The sequence below is a fragment of the Myxococcus dinghuensis genome (assembly GCF_024198235.1).
Classification (GTDB): Bacteria; Myxococcota; Myxococcia; order Myxococcales; family Myxococcaceae; genus Myxococcus; species Myxococcus dinghuensis.
This window is the reverse complement of record NZ_JAKCFB010000032.1, coordinates 1-19,799: the sequence shown is the minus strand read 5'-3', so window position 1 is coordinate 19,799 and position 19,799 is coordinate 1. Positions and strand designations below refer to the sequence as shown.

At 70.8% G+C, this 19,799-nt stretch carries 16 protein-coding genes; 4 read left to right on the top strand and 12 right to left on the bottom strand.

Translation table 11 applies throughout. The features are described 5' to 3' along the window. Positions 1-3 precede the first annotated feature (3 nt). The 8 genes from LZ198_RS31200 to LZ198_RS31165 all read right to left on the bottom strand — a co-directional run bounded on the left by LZ198_RS31200 (position 4) and on the right by LZ198_RS31165 (position 9,672). Positions 4-1,128 carry a 3-deoxy-7-phosphoheptulonate synthase gene (locus tag LZ198_RS31200; RefSeq protein WP_253975764.1) on the bottom strand — a complete coding sequence of 375 codons (1,125 nt, stop codon included), beginning with the start codon at positions 1,126-1,128 and terminating at the stop codon, positions 4-6. 161 nt (positions 1,129-1,289) lie between these two features. After that, positions 1,290-1,856, bottom strand: coding sequence for a tetratricopeptide repeat protein (locus LZ198_RS31195; RefSeq protein WP_253975763.1), 567 nt, complete (start codon positions 1,854-1,856; stop codon positions 1,290-1,292). A 214-nt stretch (positions 1,857-2,070) separates the two neighbouring features. Then, positions 2,071-4,293: a caspase family protein gene (locus LZ198_RS31190; RefSeq protein WP_253975762.1), complete on the bottom strand. Its 2,223-nt coding sequence runs from the start codon at positions 4,291-4,293 to the stop codon at positions 2,071-2,073. Further along, positions 4,293-5,108: an ActD protein gene (locus LZ198_RS31185; RefSeq protein ID WP_253975852.1), complete on the bottom strand. Its 816-nt coding sequence runs from the start codon at positions 5,106-5,108 to the stop codon at positions 4,293-4,295. Before LZ198_RS31185 ends, LZ198_RS31190 begins: the two co-directional genes overlap by 1 nt. A 164-nt stretch (positions 5,109-5,272) precedes the next feature. Next, positions 5,273-6,586 (bottom strand): GNAT family N-acetyltransferase, encoded by a 1,314-nt coding sequence (locus tag LZ198_RS31180; protein WP_253975761.1) that lies wholly within the window; start codon positions 6,584-6,586, stop codon positions 5,273-5,275. A gap of 54 nt (positions 6,587-6,640) precedes the next feature. Continuing rightward, positions 6,641-8,275, bottom strand: a complete 1,635-nt coding sequence (locus LZ198_RS31175) for a sigma-54-dependent transcriptional regulator (RefSeq protein ID WP_253975760.1) — start codon at positions 8,273-8,275, stop codon at positions 6,641-6,643. 44 nt (positions 8,276-8,319) lie between these two features. Next, a complete protein-coding gene (locus tag LZ198_RS31170; RefSeq protein WP_253975851.1) occupies positions 8,320-9,273 on the bottom strand; it encodes a GGDEF domain-containing protein in 954 nt (317 codons plus the stop codon). Positions 9,274-9,393: 120 nt separating this feature from the next. Beyond that, a complete protein-coding gene (locus LZ198_RS31165) occupies positions 9,394-9,672 on the bottom strand; it encodes a glutaredoxin family protein (RefSeq protein WP_253975759.1) in 279 nt (92 codons plus the stop codon). Positions 9,673-9,693: 21 nt separating this feature from the next. On the opposite strand from LZ198_RS31165, the gene LZ198_RS31160 reads away from it, so the two are divergent. Further along, positions 9,694-10,854 (top strand): DUF4388 domain-containing protein, encoded by a 1,161-nt coding sequence (locus tag LZ198_RS31160; RefSeq protein ID WP_253975758.1) that lies wholly within the window; start codon positions 9,694-9,696, stop codon positions 10,852-10,854. A 10-nt stretch (positions 10,855-10,864) separates the two neighbouring features. Here LZ198_RS31160 and LZ198_RS31155 read toward each other — a convergent pair whose 3' ends face one another. Then, positions 10,865-12,298: a penicillin-binding transpeptidase domain-containing protein gene (locus LZ198_RS31155; protein WP_253975757.1), complete on the bottom strand. Its 1,434-nt coding sequence runs from the start codon at positions 12,296-12,298 to the stop codon at positions 10,865-10,867. 163 nt (positions 12,299-12,461) lie between these two features. On the opposite strand from LZ198_RS31155, the gene LZ198_RS31150 reads away from it, so the two are divergent. Both LZ198_RS31150 and LZ198_RS31145 read left to right on the top strand, forming a co-directional pair. Then, positions 12,462-13,352 carry an ABC transporter permease gene (locus tag LZ198_RS31150; protein ID WP_323383080.1) on the top strand — a complete coding sequence of 297 codons (891 nt, stop codon included), beginning with the start codon at positions 12,462-12,464 and terminating at the stop codon, positions 13,350-13,352. Next, the gene (locus tag LZ198_RS31145) at positions 13,349-14,257 is read left to right on the top strand and encodes an ABC transporter ATP-binding protein (protein ID WP_253975755.1); all 909 of its coding nucleotides are present in this window, start codon (positions 13,349-13,351) and stop codon (positions 14,255-14,257) included. Before LZ198_RS31150 ends, LZ198_RS31145 begins: the two co-directional genes overlap by 4 nt. Positions 14,258-14,266: 9 nt before the next feature. Here LZ198_RS31145 and LZ198_RS31140 read toward each other — a convergent pair whose 3' ends face one another. Then, positions 14,267-14,497: a sulfurtransferase TusA family protein gene (locus LZ198_RS31140; protein ID WP_253975754.1), complete on the bottom strand. Its 231-nt coding sequence runs from the start codon at positions 14,495-14,497 to the stop codon at positions 14,267-14,269. A 225-nt stretch (positions 14,498-14,722) separates the two neighbouring features. Here LZ198_RS31140 and LZ198_RS31135 point away from each other — a divergent pair, with 225 nt between their 5' ends. Next, on the top strand, positions 14,723-16,675 hold the full coding sequence (locus LZ198_RS31135; protein WP_253975753.1) for a DsbA family protein: 1,953 nt from the start codon (positions 14,723-14,725) through the stop codon (positions 16,673-16,675). Positions 16,676-16,777: 102 nt separating this feature from the next. Here the strand turns inward: LZ198_RS31135 and LZ198_RS31130 are convergent, their stop codons facing one another. After that, complete coding sequence (locus LZ198_RS31130; RefSeq protein ID WP_253975752.1) at positions 16,778-17,164, bottom strand: RidA family protein; 387 nt, start codon at positions 17,162-17,164, stop codon at positions 16,778-16,780. 77 nt (positions 17,165-17,241) lie between these two features. Continuing rightward, positions 17,242-19,467 carry a RelA/SpoT family protein gene (locus LZ198_RS31125; protein WP_253975751.1) on the bottom strand — a complete coding sequence of 742 codons (2,226 nt, stop codon included), beginning with the start codon at positions 19,465-19,467 and terminating at the stop codon, positions 17,242-17,244. Between the last annotated feature and the right edge of the window lie 332 nt (positions 19,468-19,799).

Genomic DNA, 19,799 nt, shown 5'->3' with positions numbered 1-19,799 from the left:
GGCCTACGCCGCCACCTCCGTGGGGGCGGTGCCATCGCCGTTCTTCACGACGGACAGGTAGGCCTCGCGGACGATCTGCGTGTAGCGCTGGAGCGCGGCGAGCTGCTCCAGCCGCAGCGCCTGCGGGCCGTCGCACAGCGCCGCCTCCGGGTGCGGGTGGAAGTCCACCAGCACCATGGACGCGCCGGCGATGAGCCCCTGGCCGATGGAGTGGAAGATGTCCGGCAGGCCGTCCGGCGGCGCGTCCGCGCGGCCGATGGCGTGCGACGGGTCCACGCACACGGGCATGCGGGTGAGCCGGCGGACCACCGGCACGTGCGCGAAGTCCACCATGTTGCGGTGCGGGTCGCCCAGGTGCGTCTTCACGCCGCGCAGGCAGAAGACGATCTTCGGGTTGCCCTCGCTCGCGATGTACTCGCACGCGTTGAGCGACTCCTCCAGGGTGATGCCCATGCCGCGCTTGAAGAGCACGGGGAAGTCGCGCTGCTGGCCGATCTGCTTGAGCAGCTCGAAGTTCTGCGCGTTGCGCGTGCCCACCTGGAGCATGACGCCCGTGGCGCTGCCGGAGCGCTCCAGCGCGTCGCGAATCTCGTCGATGTGGCGGGGGTGCGTCACCTCCATGGCGACGACCTTGATGCCGTGCTTGCCCGCGGACTCGAACACCCACGGCAGGCACGCGGCGCCCAGGCCCTGGAACTCGTAGGGGTTGGTGCGCGGCTTGTATGCGCCCATGCGGGTCGTGCGGATGCCGCAGCGCGCGAGCGCCGCCATCATCGACTCCACGTTCTCCCGCGTGTCCACCGCGCACAGGCCCGCGAACAACTGCACCGAGCGCTCGTCGAACGTGACGCCGTTGTACTCGAAGCCCGTGGTCGCCTTCTGGCCCTTGTGCCGACCGATGACGCGGTACTTCTGCGAGACGCGCACCACCTGGCGCACGCCCGGAATCTGCTCGAACGCCTCCGTCGGCACCTGCGCCGTCGGTCCGAGCAGGTACACCTCGGTGACGGTGTACTCGGCCCCCTCCATGACGTGCGGCCGAGGCGTCACTCCCTTGTACTGAGAGGCAACCTGCAGGACGGCGGCAACCACGGACTCAGGCGAGTCCGGCTCGAGCATGACGATCATCTTCGTGCGTCTCCAACCACTTGGGCGTGTAGGTCTTGATGTGGGTCGCGAATGATAGCAACAGCGTCCGCGCGGTGTGTAACACCGCGAGGCCACCGGATGCTTCGCCCCGGGGCGCGAGGAGCCCGTGACAAGAAGATGGCGGCCCGGCGGCCGCCCGCTCAGCTCCCCATGGGGCGCAGCCGCAGCGCCAGTTGGGCGTAGTGGTCCCGCTGGGCGGTGTCTCCCAGGTGTTCCCAGACTTCCGCGAGCGCCTTGGCCGCCTCGACATATGCGGGCGACAGCTCCAGGGCGAGCTCGAAGGTGCGCCGGGCCTGCCGGTAGCGGGCCTTGTCGGGCCGGCGGGAGCCCTGGGTGAGCAGCGCGTTGCCCCGCTCGTAGACCTCGACGGCGGCGCCCTCGCGGAAGCCGGGCTCCGGGTTGAGCTGGATGGCGCGCTCCATGAGGGTGGAGGCGGCCTCGGGCTCCCCCAGGGCCAACTGGCACAGGGCGGCGTCGCGGTGGGGGTCCGCGGCGGTGGGGTCCACCTCGATGGCCCGCTCGAAGCAGGCCAGCGCGTCCTGGGGACGGTCCAGGAGGAGGAGGGAGGCCCCCTTCGCGGAGAGGGCCGGGGAGTGCCTCGGGTCCACGGAGAGGACCTTGTCGAAGGCGACGATCGCGGCCTCGTGTTGGCCCGACATCGAGAGGCTCACGCCCTCGGTGAACGCCGCGAACAGCAACTTGGACATCGTGCCCCCAGGACAAGGGTTGCCCGGTCGCGCCAGCCGCCGACCGTCTTCCAAGCCTGTCACCAGGGGGTGCGCGATGGAAAGCCGCTCGGCCCGGGGGGCGTGGCGTCCGGCTGATGGAAGCCCTCAGCTCCGCTCCGCCCCGCGGCCGCTGTCCGACGGGAGGGAACGGGCCGCCCCCTCCCCTGCCCGGGTCACCCGGTGGGTCGCCCGCTCAGATGCGCAACCCCGCCTGCACGCCGGGCCACATCGAGAACTCCTTCTGCGACGACGAGGCGAAGCGGCTGACCGTCCCCACCGGCGTGCTGTCCGTCGTGTGCAGGAGGTTGAAGGTCGGCCCCGCGACGATGGCCAGGTGCGACGCGAGCTGGAAGCCGAACTGGAGGCGCGCCTGCTGCAGCATCCGGTTGCCCTCGAGCGCCTTGTCCCACACGAAGATGTTGTTCGACACCACGTCCACGTCGAAGAAGAGCCGCTCCGTCACCGGCACGTGCCCGCCGACGCCCAGGCCCAGCGACCAGTGGCTGGGGCCCCGGCTGCCCGCCACCGAACCGATGCCCGCCACGAGCGTCGTGTAGAGGTGCGTGCTCCCCACCTTCAGGGACAGGTTGCTGAAGTTGACGTCGCTGCCGAACACCTCGACGTGGAACTGGCCGTTGCGCACGATGCTCAAGAGACCCACCGGCACGCCGGACTCCAGGTTGTTCGCCACGTTGACGAGGCCCAGTTGCAGGCCGTTCATCTTCCCGGCGACGTTGACGAGGCCCAACTGCATGCCGGTCACGTCCCCACCCACGTTGACGAGCGACAACTGCGCGCCCCGCGCGGAGGCCGCGTAGCTGACCCCGCCCATCTGCATCCCCTCCAGGTGGCCCCGCACCATGCTCAGCCCCACCGACGCCTGGTAGCCGTCGAAGTCGCCCTCGACCCAACTGGAGCCCACCGCCATCTGGAGGCCGGCCGTCGAGGCGTTGGAGAGGTTGGCCCCCACCGCCATCTGCGCCAACAGGCCCCCCTGGCGCGCGACGTTGAGGCCCACCGAGGCCTGGATGCCCTCCACGCGGCCCGAGGCCCAGTTGCCGCCCACCGCCAGTTGCGCGCCCGACACCGCGTCCCGCGCCACGTTGCCGCCGGTGGCCATCTGCACGCCATGGATGGGGCCGTGGGTGAAGTTCGCGCCCAGCGCCAGGGCCAGGCCGTCGAGCCGGGCGTTCTCCGAGACGCCCAGCGACACGGACAGGTTGTTGGAGACGTCCCCCCCGCCGAGCCAGTCGTTGGTCTGCAGCTTGGGGAAGAGTCCCAGGTTGACGAAGCGATGGCGCATGCCCCCACCCGGGGCCGCGTCGGGGAGCGCCGCGCCGCCCGCGACGGGCGCACCGCCGCGCATGGCGGTGAGCTCGCCCGTGACGCCCACGAACGCGCGGTCCGCCAGGAGCGTCCGTCCGCCCTCGCCCACCACCAGCTCCGCGCGCGAGGACGCGCCGCGCGCCTCGCGCACGACCGTGTAGCGCCCCGGCATGAGCGCCAGCTCCGTGGCGCGGCCGGCCAGCTTGTTCAGCTCCACGACCAGGCGCCCCGGCTCGTCGCGCACGAAGAGGCGTCCCTCCACGTCGTCCCCCAGCACCAGCACGGCCGAGGTGCCGCGCAGGTCCGTCATCACCAGCTCGCCGGTGCCGGCCAGCTCGATGTCGTAGGCCGGGTGCTGGGCGCCCCCGCGCGTGCGCTCGGTGCGCGCGAGCGTCTCGTGGAAGGCGAACTGGTACGCCTCGTGGAGGGTCACCTTCCCGTCGCCCGTCGCGTCCGCGGCGCCGCGCAGGCCGGACACCAGGTTGTGGGTGAAGAACGAGCCGCCGATGCGGTCGGACTCCTGGGACACCTCGTCCTCGGACGACGAGGTGAGGATGGCGTGCCCGCGCACCGCGGTGGAGGCGTCGACGAGGAAGGCCGGCCGGCGCACGCCGCCCTTCTGCCGCGCCATCGTCCCGGAGGCGCACGAATCGAGGATGGCGATGCGCACGTCGGCGGGGAGCTGCTCCAGCGTCTGGCGCAGCTCGCGGTAGCCGAAGCGGTCCTGGTGCAGCAGCAGGCCCTCCTCGTCGGAGTGGCCGGAGTAGTAGATGAGCGCCTCGGTGCGCGCGCCGCTCCCCTTCGCCGCGGCGACCATCGCCTTGAAGCGCGTGAGCGCGGCCTCCAGCGCCGCCCGGTCCCCCTCCAACATCAGGAGCTGGTCCTGGGGCTGCACGCCCCCGAGCTCCCCCAGCACCTGCGCGAACGAACGGGCGTCCGTCACGGCATAGCGCAGCTTCGCCCGGCCGGGGCCGCCGTCGTTGACGCCGACGAGCAGCGCGAAGCGCCGCACCGCGCCGGCCTCGGAGGACGGCGCCGCCGATGCCAGTACGGGGAGCAGCAGGGACAGGTACAGGAACGAGCGCGCCATCACGGCACCTTCTCCAACGTGAAGGATGTCTGGGCCAGGGTATCCGGAAGCGGCAGCGGATGGGTGCCCGCTTCGACCGGCTGACGGGCCAGCAGGCGCGCCGCCTCCAGGACGGCCCCCGCATCCAGCGGCCCCTGGGAGGTGACCAGGAAGAAGCGCTCGAAGTCCGGGGCGTCGTCCAGTTCGTACGAGTGGGCCAACGACACCGCGCGCCCGGGCTTGAGCGCCGTCGACCCCACGAGCGTGGTGGGGAAATGCAGGGTCACCGCCCCCCGCCCGTCCACGGAGACGACGACGCCGTGGGTCTTCCCCCCGGAGACGTAGCTGAGCTGGAGCAGGTCGCCCGCATGGGCCTGGGCATGGTCCATCAACAGCTCTGGGTCCCCCAACCCCATTCCCTGGCGGTAGACGAGGAGCCGCGCGTCGCCCTTGATCCCCGGCGTCTCCAGGAGCTCCACCCTCGCCGGAGAGAGCAAGGGGGGCTCCACGCTGTCGCGAGGCGCGGAGAGGAACAGGAGCACCAGCGACGCGACGACGGGCATGCCCAGCGCCAGCCCCTGCCAATCCGGCCGCTCGGACGGGCGCGCCGCGTCGCCCCGCACCCGGGCCAGGTGCTCCCGGCGACGGACCTCCGAGGCCACGGCCTCGGCGGAGTGCCGCGACAGCGTCCGCTGGGAGTCCTCCTCCAGGCGCGCCAGCCGGGCCCGTCCATCCGGCTCCTGCTCCAGCCGGGCGCGGGCGGCGACGAGCGACTCGGGGGGAAGCTCTCCCAGCGCGATTCGCTCCAGCAACCAGTCAGGGGTGCAAAGGGCCATGCTCACGAAGCCTCCGGCGCGGTGCGCTCGGCCTCTCCACCAGGCCACCGCGGCGTCCTCCGTGCACCTGAACACCCCTGTGCCGCGGATCTGTCACCGGCCACTCACGACACTGTCCGTCCGTGGGACGCTTCGGGTGTGGAGGGGTGCGCACGAGGCCCGCGTCAGAGGGAGAGGACCATCAGCTCCTTGTCGACGTAGGCGTCGCCGATCTTGATCGCCCGCGGCTCCACGCCATAGGTCTGGAAGCCCAGGGAGCGGTACAGGGAGGAGGCGGAGGCATTGCCGGAGACGACGGCCAACTGCACCTGCTCGACGCCGGGCATCCGCCGCGCCTCCGACACCAGCCCCATGAGCAGCCGCCGCCCCAGGCCCCGGGAGCGGGCCTCCGGCGCGACGTAGATGCCCCAGATGCCGGCCTTGTGGGCCACCTTCGCGCCCGGCTCCCGGCGCACGCCGCCCATGCCCACCAGGCGCGTCCCTTCGTAGGCGCCCAGCACCAGCGCCGTCGCGCCTCCGTCGAGCTTCGACCGGAGGACCTCCAGCGGCAGCGCGGCGTCCTCCGCGGCGGACGCGCCGAAGCTCTCCGGGTGGGCGGTCAGCGACGCCAACCGCAGCGCCCGGAAGGCCTCGACCTCGTCGGGGAGGATCCGGCGGATGACGAGCTGCGCGGGCGCGACGGCGTGCCCCTCCGCGGCCAGCACCGCCGGGAAGCCCGCGGTGAAGTCCGGGTAGCGGGGCGTCCAGCCCAGCGCCTTGAGGCGGGCGTTGGACACGGCCCGGTCACCCCGGAGCGTCTCCGGGAGGCTCTCCAGCGGCACGGTGGGGGGCAGCGGCACGCCCAGGCACCCGGCGAGGAAGGAGACCGACTCCACCTGGGGCGCGGCGCGGTCATCCGCCACGCAGTAGAGGGCCCCAGGCTCTCCGTCCGCGAGCACCACGCGGATGGCCTCCACCAGGTCGTCCACGTGGACGCGGGAGATGCGCCCGCCCCGGTCGGGAAGCCGCAGGGTACCGGCGAGCAGTCGCGTGTGCATGCTGCGCCCCGGGCCGTAGATGCCCGCGATGCGCAGCACCATCGCCCCGTGCGGCAGGTAGCGCGACTCCGCCTCGACGCGCGCCAGCGAGCCGGGCGTCGCCACGTCCACGGGCGTGTCCTCGTCCACCGCTCCCCGCGCCTTGCCGTAGACGCCGGTGGAGGACAGGTAGACCAGCCGCGCCGCGGGCCGCGAGGCCAGGGCCTCGGCCACACGCGAATCCAGGCCGGCCTCGGGGGGCAGGGAGACGACGACGTCGGCCCCGCCCGTCCGGGCCAGGGCCTCCTCGAGCTCGACGACCCGGGCGCCGGCGAGCGTCAGCGCCTCCCGCCGGCCGGGGTCGCGGGTCGCCGCGAGGACGTCTCGCCCCGCCCGTGCCTCGTCGACGGCGAGCCGCGTGAGGGTGTAGCCAGACCCCAGGAGGAGCAGTGGAGGCGCCATGCTCCCCGCGATACCGGGCCCCGGGGAGCGATGCAAGCCGCCGCGGCGTGACGTTCACAACTCCGCGCTGGCGCGCGGGTCGATGATGCCGCACTCCTTGATTTTGTAGAGGAGCGCCTTGTAGCTGATGCGCAGCTTGCTCGCCGCGCGTCGCTTGTTCCACGCGGTGCGTTGGAGCATCGCCAGGATGGCCTCGCGCTCGGCCAGCATCGCCGCGCGCTTGCCGATGTCCTTCAGCGACAGCTCCCCGCTCGGAGGCGGCGGAGGCGGCGGCTGGGGCACGTCGAAGGGATTGACGTAGCGCGGCGACGGAATCACCGAGTTGATGGGCTCGAGCACCGTCGGGACGGCCTGGGGCGCGAGCGCGGTGGCCCCCGCCCCCCGGGACGGCATCTCCAGTACCTGCACGGACGGCGACGAGGGCCTCGCCGGCTCCTCGGGCATCCGCATGGGATAGCCGCCGTCGTCCCCTCCGTACGCGGTGGGCAGGGACGGCGCGCTCGCCGGGGCCCGGCTGGCGGTGTGGAGCTCGTCGAGCACCAGCGTCGGGTCCTTCAGGACGCACAGCCGCCGGACCATGTTCTCCAGCTCACGCACGTTGCCCGGCCAGTCGTAGTCCGCGAAGGCCTGGAGCACCTCCGTGGGCAGCTCCGACACGCCGCTGATGTAGTGGCGCCCGTACTTCTTCAGGAAGTGGTCCGTCAGCGGCACCACGTCCTCGCGCCGCTCGCGCAGGGGCGGCAGGCGGATGGCCACCACGTTGAGGCGGTAGTAGAGGTCCTCGCGGAAGTTGCCGAGGGCGATCTCCTTCTCCAGGTCGCGGTTGGTGGCCACCACGACGCGGCTGTCGACCCGCACGCTCTTCTTGCCGCCGACGCGGAAGAACTCCTCGTCCTGGAGGACCTGGAGCAGCTTGGCCTGGAGCCGGATGGCCATCTCGCCGATCTCGTCCAGGAAGATGGTGCCCTGGTCCGCCAGCTCGAACTTGCCGGGCTTCTCCGCCGTGGCGCCGGTGAAGGCGCCGCGCTCGTGGCCGAACAGCTCGCTCTCCAGCAGCTCCCCGGGCAGCGCCGCGCAGTTCACCTTGATGAACGGCCGTCCCCGGCGCTGGCTGCGCGCGTGGATCTCCCGCGCGATGACCTCCTTGCCCGTGCCGGACTCGCCCAGGAGCAGCACCGGGACGTTCTCGTTGGCGATGCGCTCCACCAGCGCGCGGGCGCGCCGCATCGAGGGCGAGGTGGAGATGAGCACCCGGGCATCCGCCGCGGGGTCCACCGGCGGACGCGCGACCAGCCCGGGCGGCGCCCCCGGCCGGTCGGGCGCGCGCGCCCCCAGCGCCCTCGACAGCGCGTCCTGCAGGTCGTCGTTGCCCAACGGCTTGGAGAGATAGTCGCTGGCGCCCATCTTCATCGCGCGCACCGCGTCGTCCGCGCCGGTCAGGCCGCTGAGCACGATGACGGGCGCGTTGCCGCCCTGCCCCCGGTAGCGCCGCAGCACCTCCAGGCCACTCATCTCCGGCATCACCACGTCCAGGAGCACGGCGTCGAAGGACCCTCCCGCGAGCATCTCCAGCGCCTGCGCCCCGCTCGAAGCACAGCGCACCTGGTAGCCCGCGCTACCGAGCAGCTCGGACATGAAGGTGCGTACCGACTCCTCGTCATCCACCACCAGCACCGCGATCCGATCCATCCCCTCGCCTCCGCTCGCCCTCTGCATCGACCCTCCACCCATCCTCAAACCGAGAGCCGGGTCACGGACCCGGCCATCCGGCGAAACTCTCGCGTCCGGCGCATGTCCTGCTGCGCCGCGCTCAGCAGTTGCTGGGGCGTGCCCGCGATGTCCGGGAAGCTCACCGCGCCCAGCTCCAGCGACGTGCGCACCACGCGCCCCTCCACCTGGAAGCGCGCCGTCTCGAAGCGCTCCGTCACCCGCGCCATCATCACCGGCACCGCCTCCGCGGGCGTGGCCGGCAACATCAGCGCGAACTGGCAATCCCCCACCCGGGCCACCGCGTCCGCCTCGCGCACCGTCTGGCCCAGCACCACCGCGCTGTAGACCAGGAGCCGCTCCGCCATGCCGCGGCCGTACTCCTTGCGCAGCGCGCTCCAGCCCCCCACCTCCGCGACCACCACGGAGAAGCTCCCCCCGTGGCGCTCACACCGCCGCGTCTCCAGGCCGATGAGCGCGAACAGGAAGGCGCGGTTGTAGAGCCCCGTCACCGGATCATGCAGCGCGGGCGCCGTGCCGGACTCCTCGCCCGAGGCCGCCCGCTGCACCGCCGCCTTCAGCCGAAGCTGCGCGTGCAGCTTCACCGCCAGCTCCGCGCCCGCCCCCGTGCGCGGCACCACGTCCACGCACTGCCCCTTCTCCAGGCAGTGCTGCCGGGCCACCACGTCGTGCGGGTCCACCATGTAGAGCAGCGGCACCGTGCCCCGGCTGAGCTGCCGCAGCCGCCGCGCCACCTGCACCGCCCCGTAGTCCGGGGCCTGCACGGCCAGCAGCACCGCGTCCGGGCGGATGACCTCGAACAGCGGCACCGCCGCGTCGAGGCGGGTCACCGGCACCACCCGGAAGCCGGACTCTCCGAGGAGCATCCGGGTCCGCTCCAGGTCCTCCGCCCGAGGTTCGATCAGCAGCACGGTAGGAGGCTGCCCCGCCTTCCCCACGCGCCTCCCCTTCACGCCCACCACGTCTGCCTCCCCGCCAGAATTTTCTCCACCGCTCCTCCGGCACGTGCCCGGATTTACAGCCCCACGCCCTTCCTCCACCTTTCCATCCCCCCGGATTTACTGGGGAAGGGCAACTGGCTACCCATCCTGGGCACCGGTTTTAGCAACGGACATGCCACCTTGGACTTCACGCAGCCGCGCCTCCAGCTCCTCCTCCGTGACGCGGAACTTGAAGGCGGGCTCGCCGTCGATGGCGATCACGGGGATGTCGTAGCGCCAGCGCTCGAACAGCGCCGGGTCCTCGAGGATGGAGATGATCCGCAGCTCGAAGGGGATGCGGGCACGCACCGCCTCGACGACGTCGGCCGCCTTGTCGCAGAGCGAGCACTTGGGTTTCGAGTAGATATCGACTCTCATGGGGTGCAGGATGGACGGTCGATGCGTGGGCTGAACGGTGACTTCTCGACGATGCCCCTCAAGGACCTCGTCGTCTATCTCGGGAACCGTCGAGCCACGGGCTCGCTGAGGATGGAGCGGGGCGAGGTGCGCAAGCAACTGGTGCTCAGCGACGGGAGCGTCGTGTGCGCCAGCTCCAACCAGCCCCGGGAATACTTCGGCCAGTTCCTGCTCAACATGGGTCACCTCACGCAGGCCCAGTTGGAGAAGGCGTTCGCCACCCAGACGCAGACGCGGGTGTTCCTCGGCCGGGTGCTGGTGATGACGGGCGTGGTGGCGGAGGCCACGGTCCGCTCGACGCTCAGCCACAAGTTCCGGGAGACGCTGCTGGACGCCTTCCACTGGGAGGACGGCGACTTCACCTTCGAGGCGTCGGACTCCGCGCCGGAGATCGCCGGCCTGGACGCGGCGGTGGACCTGCTGGACATCCACCGCGAGGGCGAGTTCCGGGAGACGGCGTGGCAGGCCATCCGCGCGGTGTTCCCCTCCGGCGCCGCGCGGCTGACGGTGGACGAGCGCAAGCTGCCCGAGCGCAAGCCCGGCAGCATGGACGAGCGCATCGTCCAGCTCATCCAGGACGGCGTGAGCATCGACGGCATGGCCCGCGCGCTGCACGCCACGGACTTCTTCCTCTACCAGCGGCTGTACGCGCTCTACCGCCTGGACGCGGTGAAGGTCTCCGAGCACGCGCCCGTCCCCGTCACGGCGGCGGTGGTGGAGGAGGACAAGGCGGCGGAGGCGGCCATCATCGGCTCGGAGTCCTCGTCCGACGAGGTGCTCCAGGCGGCGCAGCTCTTCCTCGACGCGGGCAACGTCCGCGACGGCGAGGCGCTCGCGCGGCAGGCCCACGAGATGGCGCCCTCCCCTCGCACGGCGGCGCTGGTGAAGACGGCGCAGGAGAAGCTGCTCGTCGTGCTGCGGCGGGAGCTGATGGAGTCCCCCCGGGTGCCCGCGCTCCAGGTGGCCCCCGCGCAGCTCAAGACGCTCCAGCTCACCTCTCCGGAGCGCTACCTGTTGTCGCGCATCGACGGCCAGCGCGACGTGGCGACCATCGTCCACGTCTCACCGCTCCAGGAGCTGGACGCGCTGAAGTTCATCCACGGCTTCCTGGACATGGGCCTGGTCAAGCTGTCCGCGCGGTGAGCGCGAGACGTCACGGCGTGCCGGCGGACGCGGCCGGGGCCGTGAGCACCATGGGCCCGGGCACGCGCTCCAGGCCCAGCCGCAGCGCCTCGCGCCCCAGCCACGTGCCCCGGATGCGCCACTTCGGGTCGTTGACGATGAGCGCGGCCACGGCCACGCGCGGGTTGTCGCGCGGCGCGAAGCCCACGAACCAGGAGTAGTCGCGGAACGGCGTCTTGTCCGCGAGCGTGCCCGTCTTCCCCACCGCGTGGTCCACGCGGAAGTTGCGCTCGCGGAAGATGCCGCGCGCGGTGCCGTGGGTGACGGTCTCCTCCATCATGTCCGTCAGGGCCTTGGCCACCTCGGACGTGAGGATGCGCTCGCCCTCGGGGGGCAGCAGCGGACCGGCCTCCGGCTCCTCCAGCACGGGGTCCACCCAACGCCCGTCGTTGGCCGCCACGGAGGCCATCAGCGCGCCGTGCAGCGGGGACAGGTACACGTCGCCGAAGCCCGCGCCCGTGTTGGCCAGGTCGAAGCCGTCCTCCGGCACCGAGGCGAGCGACACGTCGGTGGGCACGGCGAAGGGAATCTCCCGGTTGAACCGGAAGCGGGCCGCCATGCGGCGCAGCGCGTCCGCGGACAGGTGCTTGTTCGTCAGCTTCGCGAAGATGACGTTGGCGCTCTTGCCCATGGCCAGCGCCAGCGAATAGCAGGCCCCGTCGCGCTCGCTGTCCTCCAGGTGCTTCTCCGACAGGCGGCGCTTGCCGCCGTGGAAGCACTCCTCCGTGGTCGGCGAGACGCCCGCCTCCACCAGCGCGCTGCCGGTGACGATCTTGAAGATGCTCGCGGCGGGGAACACCGCGCGGAACGGCAGGCCGCGCAGGTCCGGCTGCGCCGCCGAGTGCTCGGCCAGCGCCAGCACCCGCCCGGTGGACGGCTCCAGCACCACCGCCGCGCCGTACGGCACCTCGTAGTCGCGGAGGATCTTCGTGAGGGACGCCTGGAGCACCGGGTCCACGGTGAGCACGCGCTTGTGGCCGTCCTTCTCCTTCACCACCAGTCGCTCGCCCTCCAGCTTCGCGCGCGCCAGCAGGTCCGCGGAGCGCGGCATCGTCGCGAGCTTGTCCATGGGCGGCGCCTTCAGGCGCGCGGGCACCGAGGCCGGGGGCACCATCCCGGGCTCCGTCCCCAGCGCGACCTGCCCTCCCGCCGCCTTCTCCTCCTGGACGACCGTCGCCGCCACGGGAGCGCCGGCGTCGTCACCACCAGCGGCGACTGCGGGCGGAGCCAGCGCGGCCCCTGGTGCCCCCTCCCCGGCGTCGGACGCGAGCGCCACTTCCACCGAGGGGACGCCGGAATCCACGCCAGTCACCGGGGGCGCGCCCTGAATGGGGTCGTTCGCCCCGAGCAGCAGGGCGAGGGGGAACAGCGCGGCGGCGGACAGGAGACGTCGGGGCATCGTCATTGCTGCGGCGGACTCGGAGGGGGCGGAGGCGGGAGGAATCCTAGCGGCTGGCGGCGCGCTGTCCACGGACGCGTCCCCTGGCCGCCTCCTCGGTCGTCGCCGGAGTGCGCCCCATCAGAAACTTGGCGGCCGGGTGGACAAGTCCGCTAGGGTCCCCCACACCGTGGATGGATTGAAAGAGACCGTGGTCATCTGGGGCGCGGAGCTGCGCCGGGCCGTACGGAGCGGGCGCGCGATGGTGCTGCTCGGCCTGTACAGCATGTTCTCCGCGCTGGTGCTGCTCGTGGTGGGCTGGCTCGCCAGCGAGGTCCGCGCGGCGGTGAACGCGCGGCTGGCGGAAGCCGGCGCCGGCGGCGAAGAGGCCTCCGCGCGCATCGCCGAGGAGATGCGCAAGGGGGTGCTGGGCTTCCTCACCAGCAACGACACCGCGATGATCGAGGCGCTCGCGCAGGTGCCGGTGGAGGTGCTGCTCGTCTTCAAGATCACCCTCTTCTTCCTGCCCGCGTACGTCGCGCTGATGGGCTTCGACCAGCTCAGCGGTGAGGTGGGCCCGCGCTCCATCCGCTACCTCACGGTCCGCGCGCGGCGCTCGTCGGTGCTCCTGGGCAAGTTCCTGTCCCAGGCGAGCATGCTGCTGGGCCTGGTGCTCATCATCGACCTGGCGGTCTTCATCTACGCGCGCATCGCCAACCCGGACTTCGGCTTCGCGGCGATGTCCCTGAACCTCCTGAAGTTCTGGCTGGCCGCCATCGTCTTCTCGCTGTCGTACGTGGCGCTCACCACGCTGTGCTCGGCGCTGTTCCGCGCCCCGGCGGTGAGCCTGGTGTTCAACTTCATCATGCTGTTCGTCTTCTGGCTGATGGACACGGTGGGCCGCGCGGTCGGCGAGGAGAGCGTCCTGCACTTCCTTCGCTACCTGTCGCCCTCGTACTACGCGGGCAACCTGCTGCACCCGGGCCTGGCGCAGTTCGGCGCCAGCGGAGCCGCGTACGCGGCCTTCGCGACCCTCTTCATCATGTGCGCCTACGTCACGCTGCGCGCGAGGGACCTGTGAGCGACCTGGCCATCGAACTGTTCGGCGTCTCCAAGCGCTTCGGCCCCAAGGTGGCCGTCGACAACGTCAGCCTCCAGGTGCCGCTGGGCGTGGTGTACGGCCTCATCGGCCCCAACGGCGCGGGCAAGACGACCACCTTCTCCATGATGTGCGGCTACCTGTACCCCAGCGACGGCACCGTGAAGGTGATGGACGTGGACCCCACCACGCCCGGCGCCCTCAAGGGCCGGCTGGGCGCGCTGCCCCAGGACGCCATCCTCCCGCCCGGCTGGGACGTGGGCGCGCTCCTGATGTACTGGGCGCGCCTGTCCGGGCTCGACAACCCGGAGCGCGAGGCCCGCGCGGCGCTGGAGAAGGTGGGGCTCCTGGAGGCCTGGAAGGTCCAGACCCAGGCGCTCAGCCACGGCATGGCCAAGCGCGCGGCCATGGCCCAGGCGCTGATGGGCACCCCGCCCCTGGTGTTGCTGGACGAGCCCACCGCGGGCCTCGACCCGCGCATCGCGGCCCAGGTGCGGCAGGTCATCCGTGACATGAAGGGCAAGCAGACCGTGGTGGTCTCCAGCCACAACCTCCAGGAGCTGGAGGAGCTGTGTGACGCGGCCGCCATCCTCGACAAGGGCGCGCTCGCCCAGGCCGGCTCCATGAGCGAGCTGACCGGCCAGGACGCCGAGTTCCGCGTGCAGATCGCCCGCGGCACCGTCATCCCCCCGGAGCTCACCACCATGCCGGACGTCACCGACGCGCGCATGGAGGGCGAGCACGTCCTCGTGGTGCGCTTCAGCGCCAAGGCCCTCCCGGAGGAGGTCATCAGCCGCGTGGTGGGCCACCTGCTCGGCCACGGCGTGCTGATCCTCGGGGTCAGCCGCGGCCAGCGGCTCGAGGACCGCGTGCTCCAGCTCCTCTGACGAGGGGCCTCAGCCCGCCTTGCGCACCCACCCCACGTAGCTCGTCCCCCTGCGCTCCAGTCGGACGAGCACGTGGCCGGTCGCCTCGCACCACGCGGGGAGATCCGCCTCCAGGCCGCGATCCGTGGAGATGAGCTCCACGAGCGCCCCCGCGGCCAGGCGCCGCATCACCTTGGCGATCTCCAGGATGGGCACGGGGCACAGGGCCCCCGAGGTATCCACGCGCACGACCGTGTCCATGAGCGGACTCTCTCATGCACACCGTCAATGCGGGCACGTGGAATTTTTCCGGAGCGCGTGGGGTTCCGGCCCCGTTCAGGGGCCTTGTCGACACGCGGTTGCACCGTCCACTCGGCTTGCGCGTCTGGAAAACCCTCTGTTAAGTACCCCGGCCCTCACACTTTTCCCGTACATCCACGCTCGGGGCCCGGAGTCGGACCTATGGCGAAGGAGCATGACCAACCCATGAAGCCCAATATCATCGTGGCCCTGCTGGTGGGCCTGGTGCTTGGATTCGTTGGCGGCCGCGTGACTGGCGGCCCGTCGACGAAGGCCGAGACCAAGCCTGCTGCTGCCGCTGCCGCCCCCGCTGGGCGTCGGCCGGTGGACCCCACCGTGTTCAAGGTTCCCCTCGACGGTTCCCCCTCCCGGGGCAACCCCGAGGCCCTCGTCACGATGGTCGAGTTCTCCGACTACGAGTGCCCGTTCTGCAGCCGCGCGAACGCCACCGTCCAGAAGCTGGAGGAGGACTATGGCAAGAAGCTGCGCGTGGTGATGCGGCAGAACCCGCTCTCCTTCCACGCTCGCGCGAAGCCCGCCGCGCTGGCCGCCCTGGCCGCCGGTGAGCAGGGCAAGTACTGGGAGATGCACGAGAAGCTCTTCGCCAACCAGAAGAAGCTGGATGACGCTTCCCTGGAGCAGCACGCGAAGGACCTGGGTCTGGACATCGCCCAGTGGAAGGCCTCGCAGGAGGACCCCAAGCTCCAGGCCATCATCCAGAAGGACCAGGCCCTGGCCCAGCAGCTCGGCGCCAGCGGCACCCCGGCCTTCTTCATCAACGGCCGCTTCCTGTCCGGCGCGCAGCCCATCGACAACTTCAAGGCCCTCATCGACGAGGAGTACGGCAAGGCCGAGGCCCTCGTGAAGGGCGGCGTCGCGGCGCGCGACGTCTACGCGAAGATCATCGAGAAGGGCCAGGAGAAGGCCGCCCCGAAGGCGCAGCCCCAGCAGCCGGCCCCCTCCGTCCGCAAGATCGACGTCCCGGCCGAGTCCCCGTCCTTCGGCCCCACCACCGCCAAGGTGACCATCGTCGAGTGGTCCGACTTCGAGTGCCCCTACTGCAGCCGCGCGGTGCCGGTGCTGAAGCAGATCAAGGAGACCTACGCCAAGGACGTGCGCGTCGTCTTCCGCCACCAGCCCCTGCCCTTCCACGGCAGCGCCAAGCTGGCCGCCGAGGCCTCCGAGGCCGCCCACGAGCAGGGCCGCTTCTGGGAGATGCACGACAAGCTCTTCGCCAACCAGAAGGCCCTGGACCGCGCCTCCCTGGAGAAGTACGCGGCCGAGCTGAACCTCAACGTCGCCAAGTTCAAGGGCGCGCTCGACTCCGGCAAGTTCAAGGCGAAGGTCGAGGCGGACAGCGCCGCCGGCAGCGCGGTGGGCGCCAACGGCACCCCGACCTTCTTCATCAACGGCCGTGAGCTGGTGGGCGCGCAGCCCTTCGACAGCTTCAAGCGCGTCATCGACGAGGAGATCGCCAAGGCCGACAAGCTGCTGGCCGGTGGCACCAAGGCGGAGGAGCTCTACGCGAAGATCAACGCGGAGAACGTGGCCAACGCCCCGGCTCCCGCTCCCGCCGGCGCCCCCGCCGAGCCCCCGGTCCAGAAGGTGGAGGTCGGCAACGCGCCGGTGAAGGGCGCCGCCAACGCGCCCGTCACCATCGTCGCCTTCTCCGACTTCGAGTGCCCCTTCTGCGGCCGCGTGGTGCCCACGCTGAAGCAGATCGAGGAGCAGTACCAGGGCAAGGTGAAGGTGGCCTTCAAGAACCAGCCGCTGCCCATGCACGCCAACGCCAAGGCCGCCGCCGCCGCCGCGCTGGCCGCGCACGAGCAGGGCAAGTTCTGGGAGATGCACGACAAGCTGTTCGCCAACCAGCGCGCCCTGGACCGCGCCTCCCTGGAGAAGTACGCCCAGGAGCTCGGCCTGAACTCGGAGAAGTTCAAGAGCGCGCTGGACTCCGGCAAGTACGCCCAGCAGATCGAGGCGGACTCCGCCGAGGGCTCGCGCCTGGGCGCCAACGGCACCCCGACGTTCTTCATCAACGGCCGCACGCTCGTCGGCGCCCAGCCGTTCGACAGCTTCAAGCGCGTCATCGACGAGGAGCTGAAGAAGGCCGGCGGCACGGTGGCGGGCAACAAGTAGTCCCTCGCCCGCCTCACCCGAGGCCCTGAAGCACCAGAGGCCGTCGGACCTTCCGGTCCGGCGGCCTCTTGCTTTCTGGGGGGCTTCGTCGCCCGGCCCGCCTCAGGAGACGGCGATGGCGTCGATCTCCACCTTGGAGCCGCGCGGCAGCGCCGCCACCTGCACCGTGGCGCGGGCCGGGGGCGCGCCGGTGAAGTGCCGGCCGTAGACCTCGTTCACCTTGGCGAAGTCGCCCAGGTCGGTGAGGTAGATGGTGCTGCGCACCACGTGGGAGAAGTCCAGGCCCGCGGCCTCGAGCACGGCCTTCAGGTTGAGCATCACCCGCTCGGCCTGGGCCACGACGTCGCCCTGGACCATCTCCATGGTGGCGGGGTCGAGGGGAATCTGCCCGGACAGGAAGGTCAGCTTCCCGGAGTCCACCTGGATGGCCTGGGAATACGGCCCGATGGCCTTGGGGGCCTGGTCGGAGTGGATAGCCTTGCGCGCCATGGAACGCTCCTCGTGGGTGCGGGCGGCCGGAGGTGGCCGCCCGGTTCGAGGGGCGCTCTACCACGAAAGCGCCGGGGCTAGATGCGCTCGACGGAGTAGACGCCGCTCAGCCGCTCGATGGTGCGCATCAGGTCCGTGAGCTGCTTGAGGTCGGAGATGATGACCTCGAAGGTGTTCACCGCCCGATCATCGCCCGTGGCGCGACAGTTCGCCTGGGAGATGTTGACGCCCTTCTTCGAGAAGATGTTGGAGATGTCCGCCAGCAGACCCGTCCGGTCCGCCGTGAGCACCCGCAGGGTGACGGGGCGCTTGAAGTCTCCGCGCACGTCCCACGTCACATCCACGCGTCGCTCGGGGTCGGTCGCGAGCGCCTTCTCGCAACCCACCGTGTGGACCGTCACTCCCCGCCCCCGGGTAATGAAGCCGGCGATGGGATCCCCGGGAACGGGGTTGCAACACCGCCCGAAGCGCACGAGCACGTCGTCCACGCCGCCAATCTGCACGCCGCTGCGGTTGCTGCGCCCCACCAGCCGCTTGGCCAGGTCCGTCACCCGGGACAGGCCAGGGAGCATGGACGTGGCGCCCGCGGGGGCGCCGTTGCCGGAGCCGTCCCCCTGCGGAGCGCGGGAGCCGCTGGCCTCCGCCTCGTTGCGCTTGTCCTCCGGCACCAGCCGCTGGACGAGCTGCTGCGGCGTCACCTTGCCGTAGCCCACCGCCACCAGCAGGTCGTCCTCGACGCGGAAGCCCAGCTCCTCGGCGACCCGCTTCACCTCGCCGTTCTTGAGCAGGCGGTTGAAGTTGAGCTGGAAGCGCTTGAGCTCCCGGTCCGTGAGCTCGCGGCCCAACTGGAGGCTCTTCTCGCGCTGCTGCTGCTTGATGAAGCCGCGGATGCGCTGCTGCGCGCGGCTCGTCTTCACGAAGGTGAGCCAGTCCTTCGACGGGTGCTGCTGCGGGCTGGTGAGCACCTCCACCGTGTCGCCGTTCTTCAGCTTGTAGCGCAGCGGGACGATCTTCCCGTTCACCTTCGCGCCCACGCACCGGTTGCCCACGTCCGAGTGGATGGCGTACGCGAAGTCCACCGGCGTCGCGCCGCGCGGCAGCGAGCGCACGTCGCCCTTGGGCGTGAAGACGAAGACCTCGTCGGTGAAGAGGTCGACCTTCACCGTCTCCAGGAACTCCTTGGGGTCCTTCAGGTCCTGCTGCCACTCCATCAACTGGCGCAGCCACGCGAACTTCTCGTCATCCTTGGAGATGACCGCCTTGCCCTCCTTGTACTTCCAGTGGGCGGCGATGCCCTCCTCGGCGATCTTGTGCATCTCCGCCGTGCGGATCTGCACCTCCACGCGCTCGCTGAGCGGACCAATCACCGTGGTGTGCAGCGACTGGTACATGTTGGGCTTCGGGATCGCGATGAAGTCCTTGAAGCGCCCCGGCACCGGCTTCCACATCTCGTGCACCAGGCCCAGCGCCTCGTAACAGGCGGGCGCCGCGGGCGCGATGATGCGGAACGCGATGATGTCGTGGATCTGATCGAAGTCGATCCCCTGCGCCTTGATCTTCTTGTAGATGCTGTAGACGTGCTTGAAGCGGCCGCTCACCTCGCCCTTGAGCCCGCGCTCGGTGAGCTTCGTGCGGATGAGGTCGCACGTGTCCTCGATGTACTTCTCGCGCTCCTTCTTGCGCTTGTTCAGCTTGTCCTGGAGCGCGAAGAACTCCTGCGGCTTCACGTAGCGGAAGCTGAGGTCCTCCAGCTCCGTCTTGATCCAGGAGATGCCGAGCCGGTTCGCCAGCGGCGCGTAGATGTCCAGGGTCTCCTGGGCGATACGCGCCTGCTTCTCCTCGGACATGTGGTCCAGCGTCCGCATGTTGTGCGTGCGGTCCGCCAGCTTCACCAGGATGACGCGGATGTCCTGCGCCATCGCGATGATCATCTTCCGGAAGTTCTCCGCCTGCTTCTCCTCCTGGGAGAGGCTGGCCGAAGCCGAGAACTTGGAGAGCTTGGTGACACCGTCCACGAGCTGGGCCACCTCGGAGCCGAACAGCTCCGTGAGCTCCTCGGCCGTGGCCAAGGTGTCCTCGATGGTGTCGTGGAGCAGACCGGTGACGATGGAAGCCTCGTCCAGCTTCAGGTCGGCGAGGATGCCGGCGACCTCCAGCGGGTGGACGAGGTAGGGCTCGCCTGACTTCCTCAGCTGGCCTTGATGCACCTTGGCCGAGTAGACGTAGGCTTTCTTGATGATGTCCAGGTCGGGGTCCGGGTGGTACGAGGAAACCCGTTGGAGGATGTCGTTCAGGCGGATCATCGACGCAAACGCAATCGTAACTTTGCCCCCGAGGGGGGGCAACGTTGCCCCCTCGAAGGTTGTCTCATTTCTCCGCCGGACATGTCCCACCCGGCGCGTTCGCTTTCGTTGACCCGACGTTTTACGCGCCCGTAGATTCACGCTCGCCCATGTCACAGCTCCTGCAGTCCTCACTCTCCGTGGTTTGCCCGAACTGTGACGGGTTCAATGCCCCGCGCTCGGTCTCCTGCGTGCTCTGTGGGCAGGCACTGGTGGAGGCGCCTGCCCCCCGGGCGCCCCCGGCGAAGCCCGCCGCCCCCGTCCGGCCGCCCCCCGCGCCCTCCCAGGGAGGG

Excerpts from the sequence above, each read along its gene's own strand:
- LZ198_RS31195 (WP_253975763.1), bottom strand. The coding sequence starts at position 1,856 with ATGTCCAAGTTGCTGTTCGCGGCGTTCACCGAGGGCGTGAGCCTCTCG.
- LZ198_RS31140 (WP_253975754.1), bottom strand. The coding sequence starts at position 14,497 with ATGGACACGGTCGTGCGCGTGGATACCTCGGGGGCCCTGTGCCCCGTG.
- LZ198_RS31175 (WP_253975760.1), bottom strand. The coding sequence starts at position 8,275 with ATGGATCGGATCGCGGTGCTGGTGGTGGATGACGAGGAGTCGGTACGC.
- LZ198_RS31130 (WP_253975752.1), bottom strand. The coding sequence starts at position 17,164 with ATGGCGCGCAAGGCTATCCACTCCGACCAGGCCCCCAAGGCCATCGGG.
- LZ198_RS31190 (WP_253975762.1), bottom strand. The coding sequence starts at position 4,293 with ATGGCGCGCTCGTTCCTGTACCTGTCCCTGCTGCTCCCCGTACTGGCA.
- LZ198_RS31155 (WP_253975757.1), bottom strand. The coding sequence starts at position 12,298 with ATGACGATGCCCCGACGTCTCCTGTCCGCCGCCGCGCTGTTCCCCCTC.
- LZ198_RS31185 (WP_253975852.1), bottom strand. The coding sequence starts at position 5,108 with ATGGCCCTTTGCACCCCTGACTGGTTGCTGGAGCGAATCGCGCTGGGA.
- LZ198_RS31125 (WP_253975751.1), bottom strand. The coding sequence starts at position 19,467 with ATGATCCGCCTGAACGACATCCTCCAACGGGTTTCCTCGTACCACCCG.
- LZ198_RS31180 (WP_253975761.1), bottom strand. The coding sequence starts at position 6,586 with ATGGCGCCTCCACTGCTCCTCCTGGGGTCTGGCTACACCCTCACGCGG.
- LZ198_RS31135 (WP_253975753.1), top strand. The coding sequence starts at position 14,723 with ATGAAGCCCAATATCATCGTGGCCCTGCTGGTGGGCCTGGTGCTTGGA.
- LZ198_RS31200 (WP_253975764.1), bottom strand. The coding sequence starts at position 1,128 with ATGATCGTCATGCTCGAGCCGGACTCGCCTGAGTCCGTGGTTGCCGCC.
- LZ198_RS31160 (WP_253975758.1), top strand. The coding sequence starts at position 9,694 with ATGCGTGGGCTGAACGGTGACTTCTCGACGATGCCCCTCAAGGACCTC.
- LZ198_RS31165 (WP_253975759.1), bottom strand. The coding sequence starts at position 9,672 with ATGAGAGTCGATATCTACTCGAAACCCAAGTGCTCGCTCTGCGACAAG.